We start from the raw sequence: 18,311 nt of genomic DNA, 5'->3' as shown, positions 1-18,311 counted from the left end.
CCGATTCTACTGTCTCGAGGCCGGGCCCCAGAGCTCGATCGTACCGTTCCTCCGCACCAGCTCGACGAACGTATTGGCCCCGCTCTTGTGCTTGGGCACCGTGAAGACGTAGGTATGCGGCGATCCGGTAATGCACTCCTCGCACGGGATCGGGACAAGGTTCTGCGGGCTCCTGTTCCCGTGCGAATCGAACACCACGATGTTGAAGGAGGAGACGTCGACTTCGTGAGTGGTCGTCCAGGTGACCGTTCCCGCCCCCCGGCCCAGGAGGCTCGTGAAGGAGATGCTGATCGGATCGATCCGCTGCTCACAGACCGCGGGATCTTGATCCGGATTCGGAATGGTCGGACAGGTGTCGCAGGCGTCACCGACATGATCGTGATCGAAATCGATCTGCGTCGTGTTTGCAACCGACGGGCAATTGTCGCAAACGTTATGGATGCCATCTCCATCTGTATCCACGCCGATCGTGTCTTCGTCCACCAGGCCGTTGCCGTTGTTGTCGAGGCCGTCGCAAATCTCCACCGCTCCGGGATGGACGGACGCTCTCGTGTCGTCGGATTCACTGCAGACCGGGAACCCGTCCCCATCCCTGTCCACGCAGTTGCAGGCGAGGCGCGTGAAGAAGACCTCATTGTTGCCGAGTACAGGCTCCCGCCAAGCCACTCCGAACTCATTCCCGGTCCAGGTCAGCGCCACATCTCCCGAGTATCCGGGTGTCGAAGTGACCCGCAGGTCCGGGCCTGCCTTCACACCCGTCCCGTCAACAAGAGAGAGGTATACCTCATTGTTTCCCTCTCGGTCGTCCACGAAGGAGATCCCGTACTGGGAACCTGTCCAGACGACGGAGGGAAGATCGGATCGACCGGGATCGTTGCTGACGCGGGTGTCGTCGCCGATCTTGACACCCGTTGCCGTCAGACGGGCCAGGAAGATCTCCGGGTTTCCCATGCGTTGATCGCGCCAGACGATGCCGTACTCGCTGCCCGTCCAGGTGAGCGAGGGTGCAGCGTCGATATCGTCAGGGACCGTGGAGACGAGGGTCTCCGCGCCAATCCTCGCGCCGCTCGCGTCCAGCCGGACGAAGTGGATGTCCAGGGTTGAGCCGTTTCGATAATCGACCCAGACCAGGCCGTACTCCGAGCCCGTCCAGACAATTGCAGGGTGCAGCGCATTCGCCGGAGGCAGGGTGACGCGCACGGGACTGAGAAGCCTCCCGCCCGAGGGATCCAGCCGCGTGAAATAGATCTGCCGGCCGCCCGACGCGCCGACCCATGCGATCCCGTATTCTGATCCCGTCCAGGCGATGGCAGGTTCGCTCGAATCCGGCAGCAGGTCGTCCACGCTGTTGGTGATACGCACGTCCTCGCTGGTCTTGACCCCATCCGCGCTGAGACGTGCGAAGTACACCTCCCAATGTCCATCCAGAGCGGTGGTCGAGTCTCTCGCATCCTGCCAGACGAGACCGTATTCCGTTCCGGTCCATGCCAGCCTGGGGAGGATCGACTGGAACGGAGCATGGGTGACGCGGACGTCGCTGCCGATCTTGGCTCCCGACCCTGAAAGGCGGGCCAGGTAAATCTCCTCATCGTCACCGTCGCGGGAATCCGACCAGGCCACCGCGTATCCGGTGCCCGTCCAGATGGTCGAGCGGGTGCGGGGGCCCAATGCACCACTCGTTTCCTGCGCGTCGCCGCCGATCTTCTGCAAGGACTGGCAGGGCAATGAACATGCGCCCTCGTTGTCCACGACACCATCGCAGTTGTTGTCGAGACCGTCGCAAACCTCGGCAACACCGATGAGATTGTCGTCGATGCGGCCGTCGCAGTCGTTGTCGATGCCGTCGCAGATTTCCGGCTTGCCGGGGTGCCTCGACGCGTCCAGGTCGTCGCAATCTCCCTGGCAGTCCGTCCACCCGTCTGCATCGCGATCCTCGCAGGCGGCGCCGGGTACCTGGACGAACCCAAGCACGGCACCCGACTCGAAGCCGCCGATCGTGGCGGTCGCGCCCACCAGCAGGCACCCCGGGCCACCCGGCGGAGTCACTGTGAGGGTCGCGTCGCCGTTGGCGTCGGGAACGACACCGGTCGGCGTCCATAGAGAGCGGCGAAGATCGACGCGCCCGCTGCACGGCTGGACACTGGTGTAGAGGGCACCCGGAGCGGGGTTGGCCTGCCATCCATCCCGGCAGGATCCCAGGACCCTGCCGAGAGAATCCAGGTCACAATCACTGTAGACGACGGGAGGATCGACATGCAGGGCGAGCGTGACCTGACCCGTGGCCTCCGTCGTCCGGGAGATCACCTTCGGCTGGCCGGCGACGTCGCTGCAGGCCAGTGGCGTGCTTTGGCCGGAACTGACGTCATAGGGGTGGGCGGCCTCAATCAGATAGCCCAGTCCCAGATCGCTGTCGCCGACGGACACGATGACCCCTCGGCCCTGCTCGTCTCTCACCACCAGGGCGATCCGCTGCGCGACATAGCCGGTCATGGGACAGCCAAGGAATCCGTAGCTCCCCCAGTCGGCGAAAATCCTCGTGCGATCGTCCCCCTGGGCAGCGGGGCTGACGATGTCCGCCGTTCCGCTGTTCACGCCGGTGGCGCTCGACACCTGCCAGGCAAGCGCCGACACAGGTGTGCTGTCGGAGCATGCGAAATAGGAATCCAGGCCATGGTACAGGGGGACTGTCGCGGTGCAGGAGCCGTGGGCATCGACGCCGACGACTGCAACTCCGAGAAACACCAGGGCCAGTATCATCTGGAACCGCATGGCGTACCTCCTTGTTGCGAGGTGCCGCGGGCGGGCACGTTGCGTATGCATGACCTATAACACCATTTGCCACCGCACTCAAGCCCCATGCAGCCCCACGCCGTCGTCCTCTTCTGCTTCGGCGAATTGACTCACGGCCTTCTTTACAGGACAATCCTCGCCGATGCGCGCGCCGCTCGCAGCGCACGGAGGAACGGTGGCCTCGCGACCCGTCCCGCTCGCCAACCAGGACGTCGCACGACTGTACGAACGGTTCATCGAGCACCTCGGCAGCCGTCTCGAAAACCCGAAGGTCGACCGCGACGTCCTGTGCCGCGACGTCCTGACGGAGATCCACTACGGAGAAGGGCCGCGCTACGCGGACCTGATCGAGGACGGTTCGCGGCCCGCGGGCGAGCGGCTGCTCATCGCCCAGCTCGATCCGCGCAACGTCACGCTCGAGGCCGAGTACTACGCCGAATGTGACCCGGCGCGCTACAACAGGGTCAAGCCGCTCCTGTGGCTGTGGATCCAGTTCGACCACTCGCCCCTGGGACAGAACGTGCACCTCGGCGTCATGGTGCGGCGGCTCCTGGCGAAGCACATCTTCAAGCGTTGCGGCGAGAACGTCCGGATCTTCCGCGACGTGGAGGTGTCGTTCGGCTACAACCTCTCGGTGGGGGACAACACGACGATCCACCGCAAGGTCCTGCTCGATGATCGCGGCGAGATCGTCATCGGCAGCCGTGTGTCGATCTCGGACTACGCCAACATCTATTCGCACAACCACGACATCGAGGACATTGAGCGCGTCACCTGCAGCCGGACGCTGATCGGCGACGGCGCGCGCATCACCTACCACGCGGTCGTCCTCTCCGGGACAACGGTGGGGAAGAACGCCATGGTCGGCACCATGGGGGTCGTCACGCGCCCCGTGCCGGACCATCACATCAACGTCGGGATCCCGGCCAAGAGCGTCCGCGTCAAGCGGGAGGGTCTCAGGGGGAAGGAGAGCGACGGCGCTTCAGGTTCGGCGCTGCCCCGGCCGGTGCATGAGTAGCGCACTCCCCTTGCAACCGGCATCTACCCCCTTCAGAAACTGAGTTAGGATCCGCCCATGCGCGCGGCGTCGCGGATCCTGGCTCAGGCGGTCGTGCTCCTGGCGTTGCGCGCACCACCGGAGTGGCCGTCCCAGACGGCCGCGCCGCCGACCGACCTGCAGTTCATCGTGGGCGAAGCGCAAAAGGTCCAGAAGGCCGATGTGACGGCCTGGTCGCACTACCGGTTCGGCCGGCGATCGGAGCGCGAGGACTTCGATGACACCGGCCGGGTCGTCGACCGGGACGATCTCGAGTTCGTCGTGACGCCCGACGGGGACGGCTTCCGCGAAGAGCTCGTGCTCCACAACGGTGTGGCGGCGGAGCCCTCCGAACGGGACCTGCATCGGCGCTCGGCCAGCTTCAACAAGCACTACAGGACGCTTCTCGCCGGAGACGAGGGGAAGACGGAGAGCGGCTACTCGCTCGGGCAGCTCCTGCACCTGTCCTCGTACCGTTTCATGGGGGAGGAGGTGCGGAACGGCGTCGACTGCTACCGGCTCGATTTCAGCCCCGACGACGTGCAGCCCAGGACCAGCGGCCTCGCAGCCAAGTTCACCAAGGCGATGCAGGGGAGCCTCTGGATCACCGTGGAGGGGTTCCATCTGGCGGCGGCCCGCGCCGAGACGGTGCGGCCGATCAGCATCGCTCTGTCGCTGTCGAAGATCTACGACCTCGAGGTGCGGATGGAGGCGGGACCGGTGGGAGAGGGAGTCTGGCTGCCGCTCCGGGTCGAGGTCAGGACCCACGCGCGCATCCTGATCAAATCGATCCGCCGGCACAACCTGTTCACCTATTCCGATTTCCTGCGCCTCGACCCGGCCGGCTGAGCGCTTCCGGCAGGCGCGGGGAGCCTCAGGTCCGCTCCTCGCGCATCTGGTTCATCCGTTCGAGGAACTCCGGCTCGACCAGAACTTCGCGCGGCTTACTGCCGTCGGCGGGACCGACGATACCGTTCTGCTCCATCATGTCCACGAGTCGCGCGGCCCGCGCGTACCCCAGCTTCAGCCGGCGCTGGATGTGGGAGACTGAGATCTGCCCCATCTGGACGGCCAGCCGCACCGCCTGGTCGTAGGCCGGGTCCACGTCCTCATCGCTCGCCGCTCCACCCGCAGCGGCGCCCTGCGGCTCGTCGCGGGTCACCGATTCGTCGTACTGCGGCTTCGCCTGCTTCTTGAGGAACGACACGATACGGGTCGCCTCGACCTCGGTGACCAGGGGTCCGTGCAGGCGGATGAGACGGGCCGACCCGGGCGGGATGAACAGCATGTCCCCCTGTCCCAGGAGCTGCTCCGCGCCGTTGCTGTCGAGGATGGTGCGTGAATCGACCTTCGACGACACGCGCATGGCGATGCGACAGGGGAAGTTCGCCTTGATGACGCCGGTGATGATGTCGACCGAGGGTCTCTGGGTCGACAGGATGAGATGGATTCCGACCGCCCGGGCCATCTGCGCCAGACGCGTGATCGCCTCTTCCACCTCGATGCCGGTGGTCATCATCAGGTCGGCCAGCTCGTCGATGACGATGACCACGTACGGCAACGGCTTCGGCGTCTCGCCGGCGACTGTCGGCACGCGGGCGCTCGCCGGGGGGGCCGACTCCTCCACCGTCGCCGCGGCGGCGGCCGCCGTTCCGTCGGCCGGAGCGGTCGCGACTCCGGCCGCGGCCGCGCGCTCCTTGAGGTCGCGCCTGACGACCAGGTTGTACTGGTCGATGCCGCGGACGCCGGCCTCGGCGAGCTGCTTGTAGCGCCGCTCCATCTCCAGCACCGCCCAGCGCAGCGCGTTCGCCGCCTTCTTGGTGTCGGTCACGAGCGGTGTCAGGAGGTGCGGGATATTCTCGTAAAGGCCGAGCTCGAGGCGCTTCGGATCGATCATGATGAACTTCACTTCCTCGGGACTCGACTTGTAGAGGATCGACGTCAGGAAGGTGTTCACCGAGACGCTCTTGCCCGACCCCGTCGAGCCGGCCACCAGGAGGTGCGGCATGCGCGCCAGGTCGGCGTAGTACGGCTCGCCGTTGATCTCCTTGCCGAGGGCGAGCGTGAGGGGCGCGGCGGATTTCTGGAAGCGCTCGCCCGCCAGGAGCTCGCGCAGGGAGATCGTCTCGCGCTTCTTGTTCGGCACCTCCATGCCGACGGTCGACTTGCCGGCGATGCGGTCGATGCGGATCGACTCCGCCTCGATCGCCAGGCACAGGTCTTCCGACAGCGTGACGATCTTGCTGTACTTCACGCCGGGGTCCGGCTTGAACTCGAATACCGTCACGACCGGGCCGGGCTGGATGGCGATCACCTGCCCGGTGACGTCGAATTCGCGGCACTTCTCGGTCAGGATGCGCGCCGTCTCGACCAGCTCCTTCTCGTCCACCTGCACGTCGTGCGTCGGCGGGTTGAGGAGCGACAGGGGAGGGGGCGTGTAACGCGGCGGGGTCTCGCCGAAGTCGAACTGGGGCTGTCCCGCGGCCGGCGCCTCGGCCTTCCCTTTCGCCGCGGCCGCGGCGCGGGCGGCGCTGCGGCGGGCGGCGGCCGCCGCGACGGCCTTGCCGTCGGCCGGTACGGACACCAGGAGATCGGTCGCGGCGACCGGGATCGGCGCCGCGGCGTGCGGCTCGATATGGGGCTCGTCGTCCGGCACCGCGGCGGCCGCGACCGCCGCGCGCCGCTCGCGCTGGCGACGCGCCACCTCGAGGCGCAGCGCCTCCTTCCGGCGGACCTCGCGGTGCCTGACCCAGGCCAGCCACGCGTTCCGCATGAGCGCTGCGGCGCGCGCCGAGATGGCGCGCAGGGCCTCGACGATCGAGGCGCGCGTCACGATCAGGAGGCTGGTGATGACGATCGCCAGCGCCGCGACCAGGGCCCCCCAGCGGTTCAGGAGACGCGACAGGACGTGGGCGAAGGCATATCCGAACCAGCCGCCGGCCTGTCGCGCCAGCGGCCCCACTCCCTCGTCGAACACAAGACTCAGACAGGCGGCGGCCGCCGGGACCAGCAGGAGGCAGCCCGCGATGCGGCTGAAGGCCCTCCCGCTGCGGCGCCAGAAGACCTCCCAGCCGAGGAGGAGAAGGAGGGGAGGCACCGCCCAGGCCGCGTAGCCGAGGAGCTGCTGGAGCAGCTCGGCGCACAGCGCCCCGGCGATGCCGACGAGGTTGTGCACCGGCTCGTTCGTCCACTGCCCGAGGGGCCAGGGGACAGGATCGTCGGCGTGATAGGAGGCGAGGCTCAGCACCAGCAGGATGGCCACGGCCATCAGGATTATGGCCATCGCCTCCGCCCAGAAGCCTCTGGCCACCGGGGTTTCGCGGCGGGAGGGAACGGTCCTCTTGCGGGCGCGCATAAGTGCGAATTCTACCACCGCGGCGGGACCGGGCGACGGCGGGGTAAGATTCGCCCGTCATGAGACCCGTTCGCTGGGCCATAACTCTTGGATTTGCCGCACTGTGCGCCTGGTTCGCCTGGATGGCTGTTTACCAGGTCGACGACGCATTCATCGTCTATCGCTACGCCACGAACCTGGCGCGAGGCGCGGGTTTTGTATTCAACCCTGGGGAGAGGGTCGAGGGAGTGACCTGCTTTCTTTGGACCCTTCTCCTGGCACCCTTCGCGGCGGCCGGGCTGAAGCTGCCGGTCGTGACTCCGGTCCTGACCGCGGTGGCGGGGTGCGCGGTCGTCCTCCTGCTGCCGTTCGTCTCGGCGCGCCTCGCGGGGCGCGCCCGCCCCGATCCCTGGGACGGGGCCGCCGCGGTGCTCCTGGCGGCCCACCCGGGCTTCGCCTACTGGAGCGTCGGCGCCCTGGAGACTGTCCCGTACGCTCTCCTCCTGGTGCTGGCGCTGCGGGACCAGGTCGCGGAGCAGGAGCGCGGATCCGGACGGCGTTCGGCCGGGTGGATCGGCGCCGCCACGCTCATGCGTCCGGAGGCGCTGCTCCTCGTGGCGGCGCTCTTTCTCGGTCGCGTCCTCGATGGGCCGGGGCCGGGCGCTCGTGGACGGGTCCGTGACCTCCTCGCATGGTCCGGCGTCGTCCTGGCCTTCTTCTTTCCCCTTCTCGCATTCCGTCGTCTCTACTTCGGCGACTGGCTCCCGAACACCTTCTACGCCAGGACCGGGGCCGGCTGGATGGACACCGTGCATGACGGACGGGTGTACACCCTGGGTTTCGTGTCGTCGCTCGCCCCCGGGTTCGGGTACCACGACACGTTCACCGGCGCTATCGGCGTGGGGATCCTTCTGGGGATCGTGGCGTTCGGCCTGCCGCGGCCGCGATTGCGCTCGGCGACGCTCCTGGTGATGGCACTCGGCCTGGCGGTCCTGCTCGAAGGTGGAGATTGGATGGTCCTGTTCCGCTTCTGGGTCCCCGGGCTGCCGGTGATCGTCCTGCTGATGGTGGCGGCGGCTCGCGGCTTGGCCGGCGAGGTGCGGGGGCTCCGGCCTTACGCGGCGGTTCTGGGGGTGGTGCTCGTCGCGAGCTACGTGTGGGCCGGCCACGCCGCGCGGGACGGCCCGGACGGCCTGGCGGTCAATGCGGCGGGGTACCGCTTCGCGCACGATGCCGTCGCCGATGAACTGAAGGGGCGCGCCCGACCGGGTGACGCGGTGGCGCTGATGGACATCGGTCGGATCGGCTTCGACACGGGTCTCAGGATCATCGACATCTCCGGCCTCACCGACAGGGAGATCGCGCGCGCCCCGGGCGGTTTCCTGCACAAGCGGTACCCGGTCGAGCGGCTCCTGGCCGAGGCGCCGCGGTTCTTCGTCCTCGTCAACGACTTCCCGGTCGACGAGGCGATCATGCGCCATCCGGAGTTCGTCAGGGACTACAGCCTCGTGCTCGAACGGAACCACCGGTTCAACTGGACGCCGCCGGAATCGTACACGCTCCACCTGTACGAGCGGCGACAGACGGACTCGGGGGAACCCTCTAGGTCTCGATGATCGCGGGGATGATCATGGGGCGCCGGTCGAGAGTCTTGCGGAAATGCCGCTTCAGGTCCCGTTGGATCAACGCCTTCATCACGCCGCGATCGGCGCGCTCCTCGGGGGTGGCGGACTCGACCGATCGGCGCACCAGGCGCGCCGCCTCCCGCAGCACCTCCTGATCCCCCGGGCCGGCGGCGAAACCGCGGCTGACGATCTCCGGCTCGCCGACCAGCCTGCCCGACCCCCGGTCGATGGCGACGACCGCCAGGACGATGCCCCCCTCGGAGATGTGCCTGCGGTCGCGCACCACGATCTCGTCCACCTCGTCGAGAGTGCCGTCGATGAACACCCGCCCGGCGGCGACCCTGCCGGCCAGCCGGGCCTCCTTCTCGTCGAGCTCGAACACGTCCCCGCTCGTGCCCAGCAGGATGCGCTCGCGCGGCACCCCCACCTGCTCCGCCAGGCGGGCGTGGTTGTGGATCTGGCGCAGCTCGCCGTGGATCGGGATGAAGTAGCGCGGGCGCGTCAGCGTGAGCATGATCTTGAGCTCCTCCCGGCTGGCGTGCCCCGAGACGTGCAGCGGCGGACGGCCCCCCACGATCACGTCGGCCCCGCGGCGATACAGGTGGTTGATGACGCGGTTGATCGATTTCTCGTTGCCGGGGATGGCGCGCGCCGACAGCACGACGGTGTCTCCGGCGTCGATCGAAACCTCCTTGTGATCGTCGAGTGCTATGCGGGACAGGGCCGACATCGGCTCCCCCTGGCTGCCGGCGGCGACCAGGACGACGCGGCCGGCGGAGAGCCGGCCCGCCTCCCGGGCGTCGATCAGAGTGCCGGGGGCAGCCTTGAGGTAGCCGAGGCTCGCGGCCACCTCGGCCGTCGAGACCATGCTCGATCCGACGAGCGCCACTTTGCGGCGATGGGCCACCGCGAGATCGACGACCTGCTGGATGCGGTGCACGTTGCTGGCGAACGTGCTGACCACGATCCGCCCGGTGGCGCGATGGAACACGCCGTCCAGCGCCTCTCCCACCTGGCGCTCCGAGCCGGTGAACCCGGGGACCTCGGCGTTGGTGCTGTCCGAGAGCAGTGCGAGCACCCCCTGGTCGCCGTGGAACGAGAAGCTCTGGAAGTCGAATCCGTGTCCGTCGATGGGCGTCTGGTCCATCTTGAAATCGCCGGTGTGGACGACGGTGCCCTGGGGCGTCTTGACGGCGAGCCCGAACGAACCCGGGATGCTGTGGGTCACCTGGATGAACTCCACCGTGAACGGGCCGAGGCGGATCTCCTCGCCGGCCTTCACCCGCTTGAGATGCTTCTCGTGCGGCAGGTTGTGCTCGCGCAGCTTGCGCGCCGCGAGGCCGAGCGTGAAATCGCTGCCGTACACCGGCACGCGCACTTTGTCGAACAGCCAGGGGAGGGCTCCCACGTGGTCCTCGTGGGCGTGTGTCAGGAGGATGCCGCGCACTTCGGCGGCGCGCTCCTCGATGTACGACAGGTCCGGGATGACGAAGTTCACCCCGAGCGATTGCTCCTCCGGGAACAGCAGGCCGGCGTCGATGACGACGAGGTCGGTGCCGTGGCGCAGGACGGTGCAGTTGCTGCCGAACTCGCCGACACCCCCGAGCGGCACAATCTGCAGGGGAGCGCGGGGGTGCCTGACGTGGTCGGTCCGTGTCGTCTTGGTCACGGCGGAGATTATAGGGCGCTCAGGGCTCGGAGGAGCGTCAGGAAACCTCCGACCGGGATCTCCTCCGGGCGGGCGCGCGGATCGAGCCCGGCACCACGGATGAGCTCCGCCGCGGCGGCAGGCCCGATCGATTCGCCCCCCGGCCGCTGCAGCCGCGCCAGGTTGTTGAGGAGCGTCTTGCGTCTCTGCGCGAAGGCCGCGCGCAGGAGCGTTTCGAGAGTGAAAGAGACCGCGACTCCGGACACGAATCTCTCCACGTCGGAGTGATGCAGGGTCAGACGGACCAGCTCCGACTCCACTTTCGGGATCGGCCGGAAGGATCCCGGCCGGAGACGCAGGAGGGTCTCGACCCTGGCGCGCGCCTGGCAGAGGACCGAGAGCCCTCCGTACGACTTCCTTCCGGGGGGCGAGGCGATCCGCTCGGCGACCTCGCGCTGCACCAGGACCAGGAGATCGTCCAGGAGCGTGCTTTCGTCGATGAGCCTCAGGATGATCGTCGTAGCGATGGAGTAGGGAAGATTGGCGATGACCCGCGCCCGCCGCGCCGCCGTCACCCCGATGCGGCTCAGGAGCGCCGCGAGGTCGAGCTCCAGGACGTCCGCCTGGACGATCTCGACCGACGGCGAGACGCGCATCTCCTCGCAGAGAGGCGCGGCCAGGTCGGGATCGATCTCGATTGCCACGAGCCGCGCGACGCGGCCCGCGAGGCGGTGTGTCAGGACGCCGCGACCCGGGCCGATCTCGAGCACGAGATCGTCCGGCCGGGGGCGGAGCGCGGCGACAATCGTATCGGCCGCCCCCTGGTTGATCAGGAAATTCTGCCCCAGGCGCCTGACGGGACGGAACCGATGAGGGGTGTCGCGCATCTTATGTCGTTGCCAGCCGGGATGTCGCGCGGTCGATGGGGTGGCGAGATATGCCGATCGGGCGCGGGTTTATTGGTTCGAGCGCCTCGCCTATGGTATAAGAGCGCGGCCCAACGTGCTGGCGTCGGGACCCTGGAGAGCTGATGAGCAAAAATATTCTGACGCTGACGAACGGCAACTTCGAAGCGGAGGTCAAAAAGCCAGGAGCGCCCATCCTGGTCGATTTCTGGGCCGAATGGTGCGGTCCCTGTCGCATGGTCGCCCCCGTCCTGGAGAAGCTCGCGGACGAGCTGGACGGCAAGGTGCGGGTCGGCAAGGTGAACGTCGACGACGAGAGCGGTCTCGCCGGCCGCTACGGCATCCAGAGCATTCCCACGCTTCTTCTGTTCAAGGACGGCAAGGTCGTCGACCAGTACATCGGGGCGACGACGCGCGATGTCCTCGTCAAGATGCTGCAGAAGCACGGAGTCTAGCCTCTTACCCCCCTCAAACCACCTTCGATCCACCGCGCACCGTCGTGATCGTCAGACTGCCGTCCTGCAGGTCGGCCACGACCGTGCGTCCGTGGTCGCCCCCGACGTCCGTGGCGATGATCTCGACGCCGGCCTCCCGCAGGGCGCCGAGGGCGGCTTCGATGTTCTTGTCTCCCACGGTAGGGCGGTCCTTGTGCGCGTCGTAGGTGAACATGCGCGAGCCCCCGGTCACCTTGGCGAGGAGCGCCGCCCGCTTCGCGCCGAGACGGATCGATTCGGCGACGACGGCGGCGACCGCGGTGGTCGCGTAGCGACCCGCGTGGTCGGACGACCCTTTCGGCGGCGCGGGCAGCAGGATGTGCGCCATCCCGCCCACGCGGACCCGCGGGTCGTACACGAACACGGCCACGCAGGACCCGAGACCGTGGATGGCCAGACGGGCCGGCGCCTCCGCGACGCGCAGCTCCCCCGCGCGCAACGCTTTCATCCGGGTCACCGCCGGCCCACCCGCGCGGCGGGAGCGCGATGGACCTGGGCGCGGCTGAGGACAACAAGAGCGGAGGGGTGGGGGAGAAAGAAGATCGACCCCTTGAGCCCGCTCGCCGGCTCGTGCACCTGGCTCGCCAGAACGACGGCGCTGTCGGCGAAGGCGGCGAGCTCGATCAGGAGATGATCGGTCACGGCCCCGACCATGTCCACCGCCAGGCCCGGGATCGACGGAAGCAGGCTGACGCCCAGCAGATGGCTCAGGGCGTTGAGGTAGGCGCAGGCGAGGATGTTGCCGATCTCCATCAGCGCCGAGCGCTCCATGTCGTTCAGGGTGTGGCCGTCGCCGGCGCCCGACGGTGCCGCGTGCGCGCGCGGCACCACCAGGCCGAGGAGAATCGGCACCTGCTCGCGCCTGAACACGACCAGGAGATTTCCCCGCGCCTCGCCGTAGACCTTGAGGGAGAGGGCGCACACGACGCGCGACGCTCCACCCGCCATCTCCTTGACCTTCTCCAGAGGGAGCACCCTGGCCCAGGGGACAGCCAGGCGCAGCGGACGCCCGAGAATCTGGCTCAGCGCGGTGGCCGCATTGCGGGCCCCGGCCTCGCTCAGGACATGGAAGCGCCTCATGTCGCCCAGGGGAGCGTTGCGACGGGGGGCTCGGTGCGGCGCCGGCCGGACGGTCCTGTTCCCGCGCCTCCGCCTCGCCGTCGTCATGGCTGCCACGAGGTGCGCGTGAGGTTGATCGGGTCGACGATGAGGGCGATCTGGCCGTCGTTGAGGATGGCGGCCCCGGAATACTGGGGCAGGAGCTCCAAAGGGTGCCGCAATGGCTTCACCACGATCGGCTCTTCACCGAGGATTTCGTCCACGCCGAGCGCGTAGGTGCGTTTGCCGACCTGGTATTGCAGAGCCGGGAAGGCGTCGGGGAAGGGGGCCGCGCGGTCTCCGGCCAGCACGCCGCCCAGGGGGAGCACGGTCACCAGGTCGTCCCCGCGCCGCAGCACACGCTCTCCCTGGCTGGCCTGCACGACGTCCCGGCGCACCTCGAAGGTCGCCTGCACGGCGGAGACCGGGACGGCGAAGACGCCTCCCGCTGCGCGGCACAGGAAGGCGCGCGTCACCGTGACTGTCGACGGCAGGTCCATCTCGAGACGCGTCCCGCTGCCGGTCTGCGAGCGGATGATCAGGTGCCCGCCCAGCTTCTGCACGCGCATGCGCACCACGTCCATCCCGACCCCACGCCCCGAGATGTCGGTCGTGCGTGTGGCGGTCGAGAAGCCCGGGATGGTGACCAGCATGAGCGCTTCATCGTCCGACAGGCGCATTGCGACCTCGCGCGACAGGTAGCGGCGCTCCACCGCGACCCGCCGCAGCGCCTCGGGATCCATACCTCGGCCGTCGTCCGACACCGCCAGGCAGACACGCTCGTCCCGGCGCGACAGATCGATCTCGATCCGGCCCCGCACCGGCTTGCCGGCCCCGCGCCGCTCCTCCGACCCCTCGACGCCGTGGTCGATGCAGTTGCGCAGGATGTGCTGCAGGGGGTCCATCATCTCCTCGAGGGTCGAGCGATCGAGCGACACCTCGGTGCCGCGCACGACGAGATCCACCTCCTTGCCGAGCCTCGAGGCCAGCTCGCGCACCGCACGCTCGAGACGCGGGACGATCGAGGAGAACGGCAGCAGCCGGATCGTCATCACGTCGTCCTTGAGCGTGTCCACCGTCCGGCCGAGTCCGGCAAGGATTTCGGCCGCCACCGATCCCGGGTCGGCCTCCAGCGCCCGCTTCAGACGCTCGCGATCCAGGATGAGCTCGCCGATCCCGTCGAGCAGGCGATCCATCCTCTCCGTAGGAACGCGGATCGAGCTGATCGTCTCGGCGCGAACAGGCGCCTCGCCCGCCTCCTCGTCCCGGCGATCGGGAAGGGTCCTCCTGGGGGCCAGGCGTCTCTCGGAGTCCTCTGCCGGGTCTTCGGGTGGAGCCGCCGGGGTCACCTCGCAGGCGGCGACGTCCGCCAGGCCCCCCGCCACGGACGCCACCCGATCGGCGGCGATCCGCGAAGCCAGCACGATGCGCAGACGTCCGTTGAACTTGCCGGTCGCCAGGATCTGCGGCGCCGGCGAGACCTCCAGCACCTGGCCGTGCTCCTCCAGCCGCTTGAGGATCACCATGGCCCTGGCGCCCGGCAGGGGTGCGCCCTGCCGGATGGCGATGTCGACCAGGAGACGCGGGCGCGTGTCGGAGGCGTCCGCGGGTGCCGCGTCCGGGCCGCGGGCGTGGCCCGCCGCATCGGCGGCGGCTGACGCCGGCGGCCGAGGTGGATTTTCGGGAGGGGAGTGCAGGAGGCGGATCTGACGTCCGATCTCGTCGCCCGACGGCATCTCCTGGCGCGAGACCAGCGTGTCCACCTGCGCGGACAGGTGATCGTTCGCGCGCGTCAGGAGATCGATGGAGGCGGGTGTGGGAGCGGAAGCGCCGTCCCGCCACTGGTGCAGGAGATCCTCCATGGCGTGCGCCAGGGAGGACATTGCGGAAAAGCCCATGGCGGCCGCCATCCCCTTGATCGAATGCGCGTGCCGGAACAGGTCGTTGATCTCATCGCGCTGCAGCGGAGTGGACCGGGCGCGAGTCAGAAGCGCGGCCTGTCCCTCGATGTGCTCGCGCGCTTCGGAGATGAAGAGGTCGAGAAAGTCGGGGGTTTCCAACGCCGCTCCTATGGAGCGGCGGATCCGCCGCCGGCGCCGGGAAGGACCTTGGCGAGGACCTGGAGGACGCGGTCGGACGTGAACGGTTTGACGATGAAATCCTTGGCGCCGGCCGAGATCGACTCGACGACCAGGGCCTCCTGCCCCATGGCGCTGCACATGACGATGACCGCCGCCGGATCGACCTTCAGGATCTCGCGTGTCGCCTCGATGCCGTCCAGCTGGGGCATGACGATGTCCATGGTCACGAGCTCGGGGTTGAGCTCGCGGAAGCGGGCGATCGCCTCTCGGCCGTTCGATGCCTCGCCGACGATCTCGTAGCGCCCGCCGGCGTTGACCAGGATGTCCTTGATCATGGAGCGCATGAACATCGCGTCATCCACGACCAGCACTCGGATCGCCATCAGTTCTCCTCGTCCAGGGTCCCGGACGAACGCGGCCGGAAGCCCTTGCGAATCGTTTCCTCGACCCGCGACACCAGATCCGGCAGGGAAAGAAGGTTCAGGAGCCGGTCGCCGACGGCGAGGCGGGCCCGCAGCCACGAGGCGGCTCCGCCCGGACCGGGTCCGGATTCCGCAACACCGGACGCCACGTCCACCTCGCCCCGGACCAGGATGCCCAGATGCTCGTAGGGAAGGGCCAGCACCACGCCGAACTCCTCCATCCCCGACCCCTCGGGTGGCGCGGGAGCGCCGTAGGGCGGCCGTGTCTCGCCGGCCGCGAGCAGGCGCTCCAGATCGATGAGGGTCACGACCCGGCCGTGCACCTCGGCCAGCCCGGCGATCACGTCCGGCGCGCGCGGGACCGGCCGGACGCCGCGCAGTCTCGCCACCTCGCGCACGTCGCTGGCCATCACGCCGAACCACTCGCTGAGCGACTCGAAGGTGATGATCGGTTCCAGCACATCGCCCTCCCGGAGGATCCTACCCGACCTTGAACACGGCGATCAGGTCTTTCAGCGTATCCGACGTCTTGGCCAGCTCCTGCGCCGAGGCCGACATCTCCTGCATGGAGGCCGTCTGCTCCTCGGTGGCCGCCGAGGCCTCCTCGGTGCCGGCGGCATTGTCCTCGGCGATCTTGGCGATCTCCTCGATAGCGCGCACCAGGCTGTCGGCCCCTTTCGCCTGCGTCTCGGTGAGGGCCGAGATCGCCTCGATCCGCTCCATGCTCGTGAGCACCGTCTGGACCATCGACTCGATCGAGGTTCGTGCCTGCAGCAGCACGCCCTTCCCCTCGCGCGCCGACTGCGTGCTGTCGGTCATGGAGGCGATGACCTCGGTCGATTGCGAGTTGATCTCCTTGGCGAGGCGGGAGATCTGGTCGGCGAACTTGCGCGATGCGTCGGCCAGCTTGCGGATCTCCTCGGCGACCACCGAGAAACCCCGGCCGTGCTCGCCGGCGCGCGCGGCCTCGATGGTTGCGTTCAGGGCCAGGAGGTGCGTCTGCTGCGCGATGTGAGTGATGAAGTCGACCGACTCGTTGATGCGCAGGGCGCGGTCCTTGAACCCCTCCACGGTCGTCGTGGCGCGCTCGATGCGGGAGACGATTTCCGCCACCTTGCTCGAGGCGCCCGTCATCTGCTCGCCCGCGGTCCGGGCCCGCTCGCCGGCCTCCTTCGAGGCGTGCGCGGCGAAACGCGCCTTCTCCGAAATCTCCTCGATGGACACCGCCAGGTCGCGTGTGATCGACGACGTCTTGTTCACCATGTCGGCCGTCCCTTCGGCACCCTTGGCGATGTTCTGCATCGTCGAGGAGATCTCCTCGGTGGTGGCGTTCATCTCCTGGGCCGTCGCCGAGAGGCTCTGGGCCGATTCGAAGATCTGCTCGCTGACGGCGCGCACCTCGGTGACGATGTTGAACAGACTCTGCAGCATCGTGTTGAACGAGCGGGCCACCTCGCCCACCTCGTCCGTCGTGCGCACCGCGACCTTGCGGGTCAAATCGCCGTGGCTGATGACGGCGCTGACCGACGCCAGCTCGCGCAGGTGCCGCGTGAAGTACTTCGACAGCACCACCGCGGCCACCAGCCCGATCAGGATTTCCGACGAGACGTAGCCGACCAGGTCCCACAGGGAATAGTCGCTCGGGGGCGTGAACACGAAGTTGGTGATGATGAACAGGAACGTCGTGATCAGGAAGGCGAGCGCGAGCTTCAAGCGCATGCGCGGGCCTCCACGGCACCGGGCAGGCGCCGGTAGACGCGGTCGCGGGCGCTCGTGACTTCGAACTGTCCGCGCGCCTCGCCGAACAGACGCTCCACCCGTCCGAGGACGAGGTAGCCTCCGGCCGACAGAGCCCGCGCGAAGCGCGACAGGGTGAGGGCCTGGTGCTCGAGCGAGAAGTAGATGAGGACGTTCCTGCAGAGGAGCAGGTCGAGGTCACGGCACTCGATCGGATCGAGAAGGCTCTGCCGCTCGAACTTCACCATGCGCTTCAGGCGCGCGGACGGGGTGGCGTTGCCGTCGGCGCGCACCTCGAAGTGCCGCGCCGCGTCGCCCGGCGAGGCGCCCAGGAGCGAGCGCGCCGGAAATACGGCGGCGCGGGCCAGTTCCAGCGCACCCTCGTCGATGTCGGTGGCGGTGATCCGCACCTGCGTGGGAGCGGTCTCGGCACCTGCCGCCGGAGCATCGTGCCGATCGAGTGCGGAGGCGAACAGGGCGGCGAGGGAGTACGGCTCCTCGCCCGTGGCGCAGCCGGCGCTCCAGGCCGCGATCCGGTGACGCCGGGCACTCGACCGCCGCAGGAGATCGGGCACGACCCTCTCCTCGAGGAACGCGAAGCAGGCTCGGTTCCTGAAAAAGCCGGTGACCTTGATCGACAGCGCCTTCTGCAGCCGTCCCAGCTCTTCGGGATGGCGGCGCAGGTAGCGCGCGTACGCCTCGATCCCCGGAAGCCTCAGGGCCCGGATGCGCACCAGGAGCCGCCTCTTGAGGTAGCTCTCCTTGTAGCGCGACAGGTCGAGCCCGTGCTGCTCGATCAGATGACGGTGGATGGCCTGCCAGGGCTGGCCGATCTGCGTCTCCATGCTCACGATCGCGCGCGCACCGGAGCAAAGTATAGGTTCCGGTTACAGGAGCGTCAACAACGTGGTGCCGAGAGTGTGGTTCTTGATGTCTGGAAGCGTCTGCGACCCGGTTGACAGGTCAACCACCCTGGGGTCAGTTTCCAGGGCTTTGTGACGTCGATTAGAACGCCCGGGCGAGGTTGTGGCGGGTATTGGAAGGAAGGAGGGGTGTGGTCCAGAGGCGGCGGTAGAGGGAGGACCAGACGCCGGGGAGCTTCAGTCGGTGAAAGAACAGGCGGTGTGACAGCAGCCGCTTC

At 68.2% G+C, this 18,311-nt stretch carries 15 protein-coding genes; 4 read left to right on the top strand and 11 right to left on the bottom strand.

What is annotated here, in order from left to right; all coding sequences use genetic code 11:
• Nucleotides 1–6: 6 nt before the first annotated feature.
• The gene (locus VEW47_11425; GenBank protein ID HYS05791.1) at nucleotides 7–2,769 is read right to left on the bottom strand and encodes a MopE-related protein; all 2,763 of its coding nucleotides are present in this window, start codon (nucleotides 2,767–2,769) and stop codon (nucleotides 7–9) included.
• A gap of 196 nt (nucleotides 2,770–2,965) precedes the next feature.
• Between VEW47_11425 and VEW47_11420 the strand changes: the two genes are divergently transcribed.
• Complete coding sequence (locus VEW47_11420; GenBank protein HYS05790.1) at nucleotides 2,966–3,808, top strand: acyltransferase; 843 nt, start codon at nucleotides 2,966–2,968, stop codon at nucleotides 3,806–3,808.
• Between the two features lie 57 nt (nucleotides 3,809–3,865).
• Nucleotides 3,866–4,675, top strand: coding sequence for a hypothetical protein (locus VEW47_11415; protein ID HYS05789.1), 810 nt, complete (start codon nucleotides 3,866–3,868; stop codon nucleotides 4,673–4,675).
• Between the two features lie 25 nt (nucleotides 4,676–4,700).
• Here the strand turns inward: VEW47_11415 and VEW47_11410 are convergent, their stop codons facing one another.
• Nucleotides 4,701–7,136 (bottom strand): DNA translocase FtsK 4TM domain-containing protein, encoded by a 2,436-nt coding sequence (locus VEW47_11410; GenBank protein ID HYS05788.1) that lies wholly within the window; start codon nucleotides 7,134–7,136, stop codon nucleotides 4,701–4,703.
• A gap of 104 nt (nucleotides 7,137–7,240) precedes the next feature.
• Between VEW47_11410 and VEW47_11405 the strand changes: the two genes are divergently transcribed.
• Complete coding sequence (locus VEW47_11405; GenBank protein HYS05787.1) at nucleotides 7,241–8,776, top strand: hypothetical protein; 1,536 nt, start codon at nucleotides 7,241–7,243, stop codon at nucleotides 8,774–8,776.
• Here VEW47_11405 and VEW47_11400 read toward each other — a convergent pair.
• Nucleotides 8,763–10,454 carry a ribonuclease J gene (locus VEW47_11400; GenBank protein ID HYS05786.1) on the bottom strand — a complete coding sequence of 564 codons (1,692 nt, stop codon included), beginning with the start codon at nucleotides 10,452–10,454 and terminating at the stop codon, nucleotides 8,763–8,765. The genes VEW47_11405 and VEW47_11400 overlap by 14 nt on opposite strands.
• Before the next feature lie 8 nt (nucleotides 10,455–10,462).
• A complete protein-coding gene (gene rsmA, locus VEW47_11395; GenBank protein ID HYS05785.1) occupies nucleotides 10,463–11,320 on the bottom strand; it encodes a 16S rRNA (adenine(1518)-N(6)/adenine(1519)-N(6))-dimethyltransferase RsmA in 858 nt (285 codons plus the stop codon).
• Nucleotides 11,321–11,463: 143 nt separating this feature from the next.
• Between rsmA and trxA the strand changes: the two genes are divergently transcribed.
• Nucleotides 11,464–11,793 carry a thioredoxin gene (gene trxA / locus VEW47_11390; GenBank protein HYS05784.1) on the top strand — a complete coding sequence of 110 codons (330 nt, stop codon included), beginning with the start codon at nucleotides 11,464–11,466 and terminating at the stop codon, nucleotides 11,791–11,793.
• Between the two features lie 13 nt (nucleotides 11,794–11,806).
• Here the strand turns inward: trxA and VEW47_11385 are convergent, their stop codons facing one another.
• From VEW47_11385 to VEW47_11355, 7 genes are all read right to left on the bottom strand, one after another.
• On the bottom strand, nucleotides 11,807–12,280 hold the full coding sequence (locus VEW47_11385; GenBank protein HYS05783.1) for a chemotaxis protein CheD: 474 nt from the start codon (nucleotides 12,278–12,280) through the stop codon (nucleotides 11,807–11,809).
• A gap of 5 nt (nucleotides 12,281–12,285) precedes the next feature.
• Nucleotides 12,286–12,912 (bottom strand): chemotaxis protein CheC, encoded by a 627-nt coding sequence (locus tag VEW47_11380; GenBank protein ID HYS05782.1) that lies wholly within the window; start codon nucleotides 12,910–12,912, stop codon nucleotides 12,286–12,288.
• An 83-nt stretch (nucleotides 12,913–12,995) separates the two neighbouring features.
• A complete protein-coding gene (locus VEW47_11375; GenBank protein HYS05781.1) occupies nucleotides 12,996–14,990 on the bottom strand; it encodes a chemotaxis protein CheA in 1,995 nt (664 codons plus the stop codon).
• Between the two features lie 8 nt (nucleotides 14,991–14,998).
• Entirely contained in the window at nucleotides 14,999–15,394 is a 396-nt protein-coding gene (locus tag VEW47_11370; GenBank protein ID HYS05780.1) for a response regulator, read from the bottom strand.
• On the bottom strand, nucleotides 15,394–15,894 hold the full coding sequence (locus VEW47_11365) for a chemotaxis protein CheW (GenBank protein ID HYS05779.1): 501 nt from the start codon (nucleotides 15,892–15,894) through the stop codon (nucleotides 15,394–15,396). The genes VEW47_11370 and VEW47_11365 overlap by 1 nt, the downstream gene beginning before the upstream one ends.
• Nucleotides 15,895–15,913: 19 nt before the next feature.
• Entirely contained in the window at nucleotides 15,914–17,152 is a 1,239-nt protein-coding gene (locus VEW47_11360) for a methyl-accepting chemotaxis protein (protein HYS05778.1), read from the bottom strand.
• The gene (locus VEW47_11355; protein HYS05777.1) at nucleotides 17,143–18,015 is read right to left on the bottom strand and encodes a protein-glutamate O-methyltransferase CheR; all 873 of its coding nucleotides are present in this window, start codon (nucleotides 18,013–18,015) and stop codon (nucleotides 17,143–17,145) included. Before VEW47_11355 ends, VEW47_11360 begins: the two co-directional genes overlap by 10 nt.
• Nucleotides 18,016–18,311: the final 296 nt, after the last annotated feature.

The organism is Candidatus Dormiibacterota bacterium (genome assembly GCA_035635555.1).
Lineage (GTDB): Bacteria > Acidobacteriota > Polarisedimenticolia > Gp22-AA2 > Gp22-AA2 > Gp22-AA3.
Note: the sequence above shows the minus strand (reverse complement) of the source record. Positions and strands in the feature narration are given on the sequence as shown.

Coding starts and splice junctions, on each gene's coding strand:
- VEW47_11425 (HYS05791.1), bottom strand. CDS start 2,769: ATGCGGTTCCAGATGATACTGGCCCTGGTGTTTCTCGGAGTTGCAGTC.
- VEW47_11415 (HYS05789.1), top strand. CDS start 3,866: ATGCGCGCGGCGTCGCGGATCCTGGCTCAGGCGGTCGTGCTCCTGGCG.
- VEW47_11405 (HYS05787.1), top strand. CDS start 7,241: ATGAGACCCGTTCGCTGGGCCATAACTCTTGGATTTGCCGCACTGTGC.
- rsmA (HYS05785.1), bottom strand. CDS start 11,320: ATGCGCGACACCCCTCATCGGTTCCGTCCCGTCAGGCGCCTGGGGCAG.
- trxA (HYS05784.1), top strand. CDS start 11,464: ATGAGCAAAAATATTCTGACGCTGACGAACGGCAACTTCGAAGCGGAG.
- VEW47_11385 (HYS05783.1), bottom strand. CDS start 12,280: ATGAAAGCGTTGCGCGCGGGGGAGCTGCGCGTCGCGGAGGCGCCGGCC.
- VEW47_11380 (HYS05782.1), bottom strand. CDS start 12,912: ATGAGGCGCTTCCATGTCCTGAGCGAGGCCGGGGCCCGCAATGCGGCC.
- VEW47_11370 (HYS05780.1), bottom strand. CDS start 15,394: ATGGCGATCCGAGTGCTGGTCGTGGATGACGCGATGTTCATGCGCTCC.
- VEW47_11360 (HYS05778.1), bottom strand. CDS start 17,152: ATGCGCTTGAAGCTCGCGCTCGCCTTCCTGATCACGACGTTCCTGTTC.
- VEW47_11355 (HYS05777.1), bottom strand. CDS start 18,015: ATGGAGACGCAGATCGGCCAGCCCTGGCAGGCCATCCACCGTCATCTG.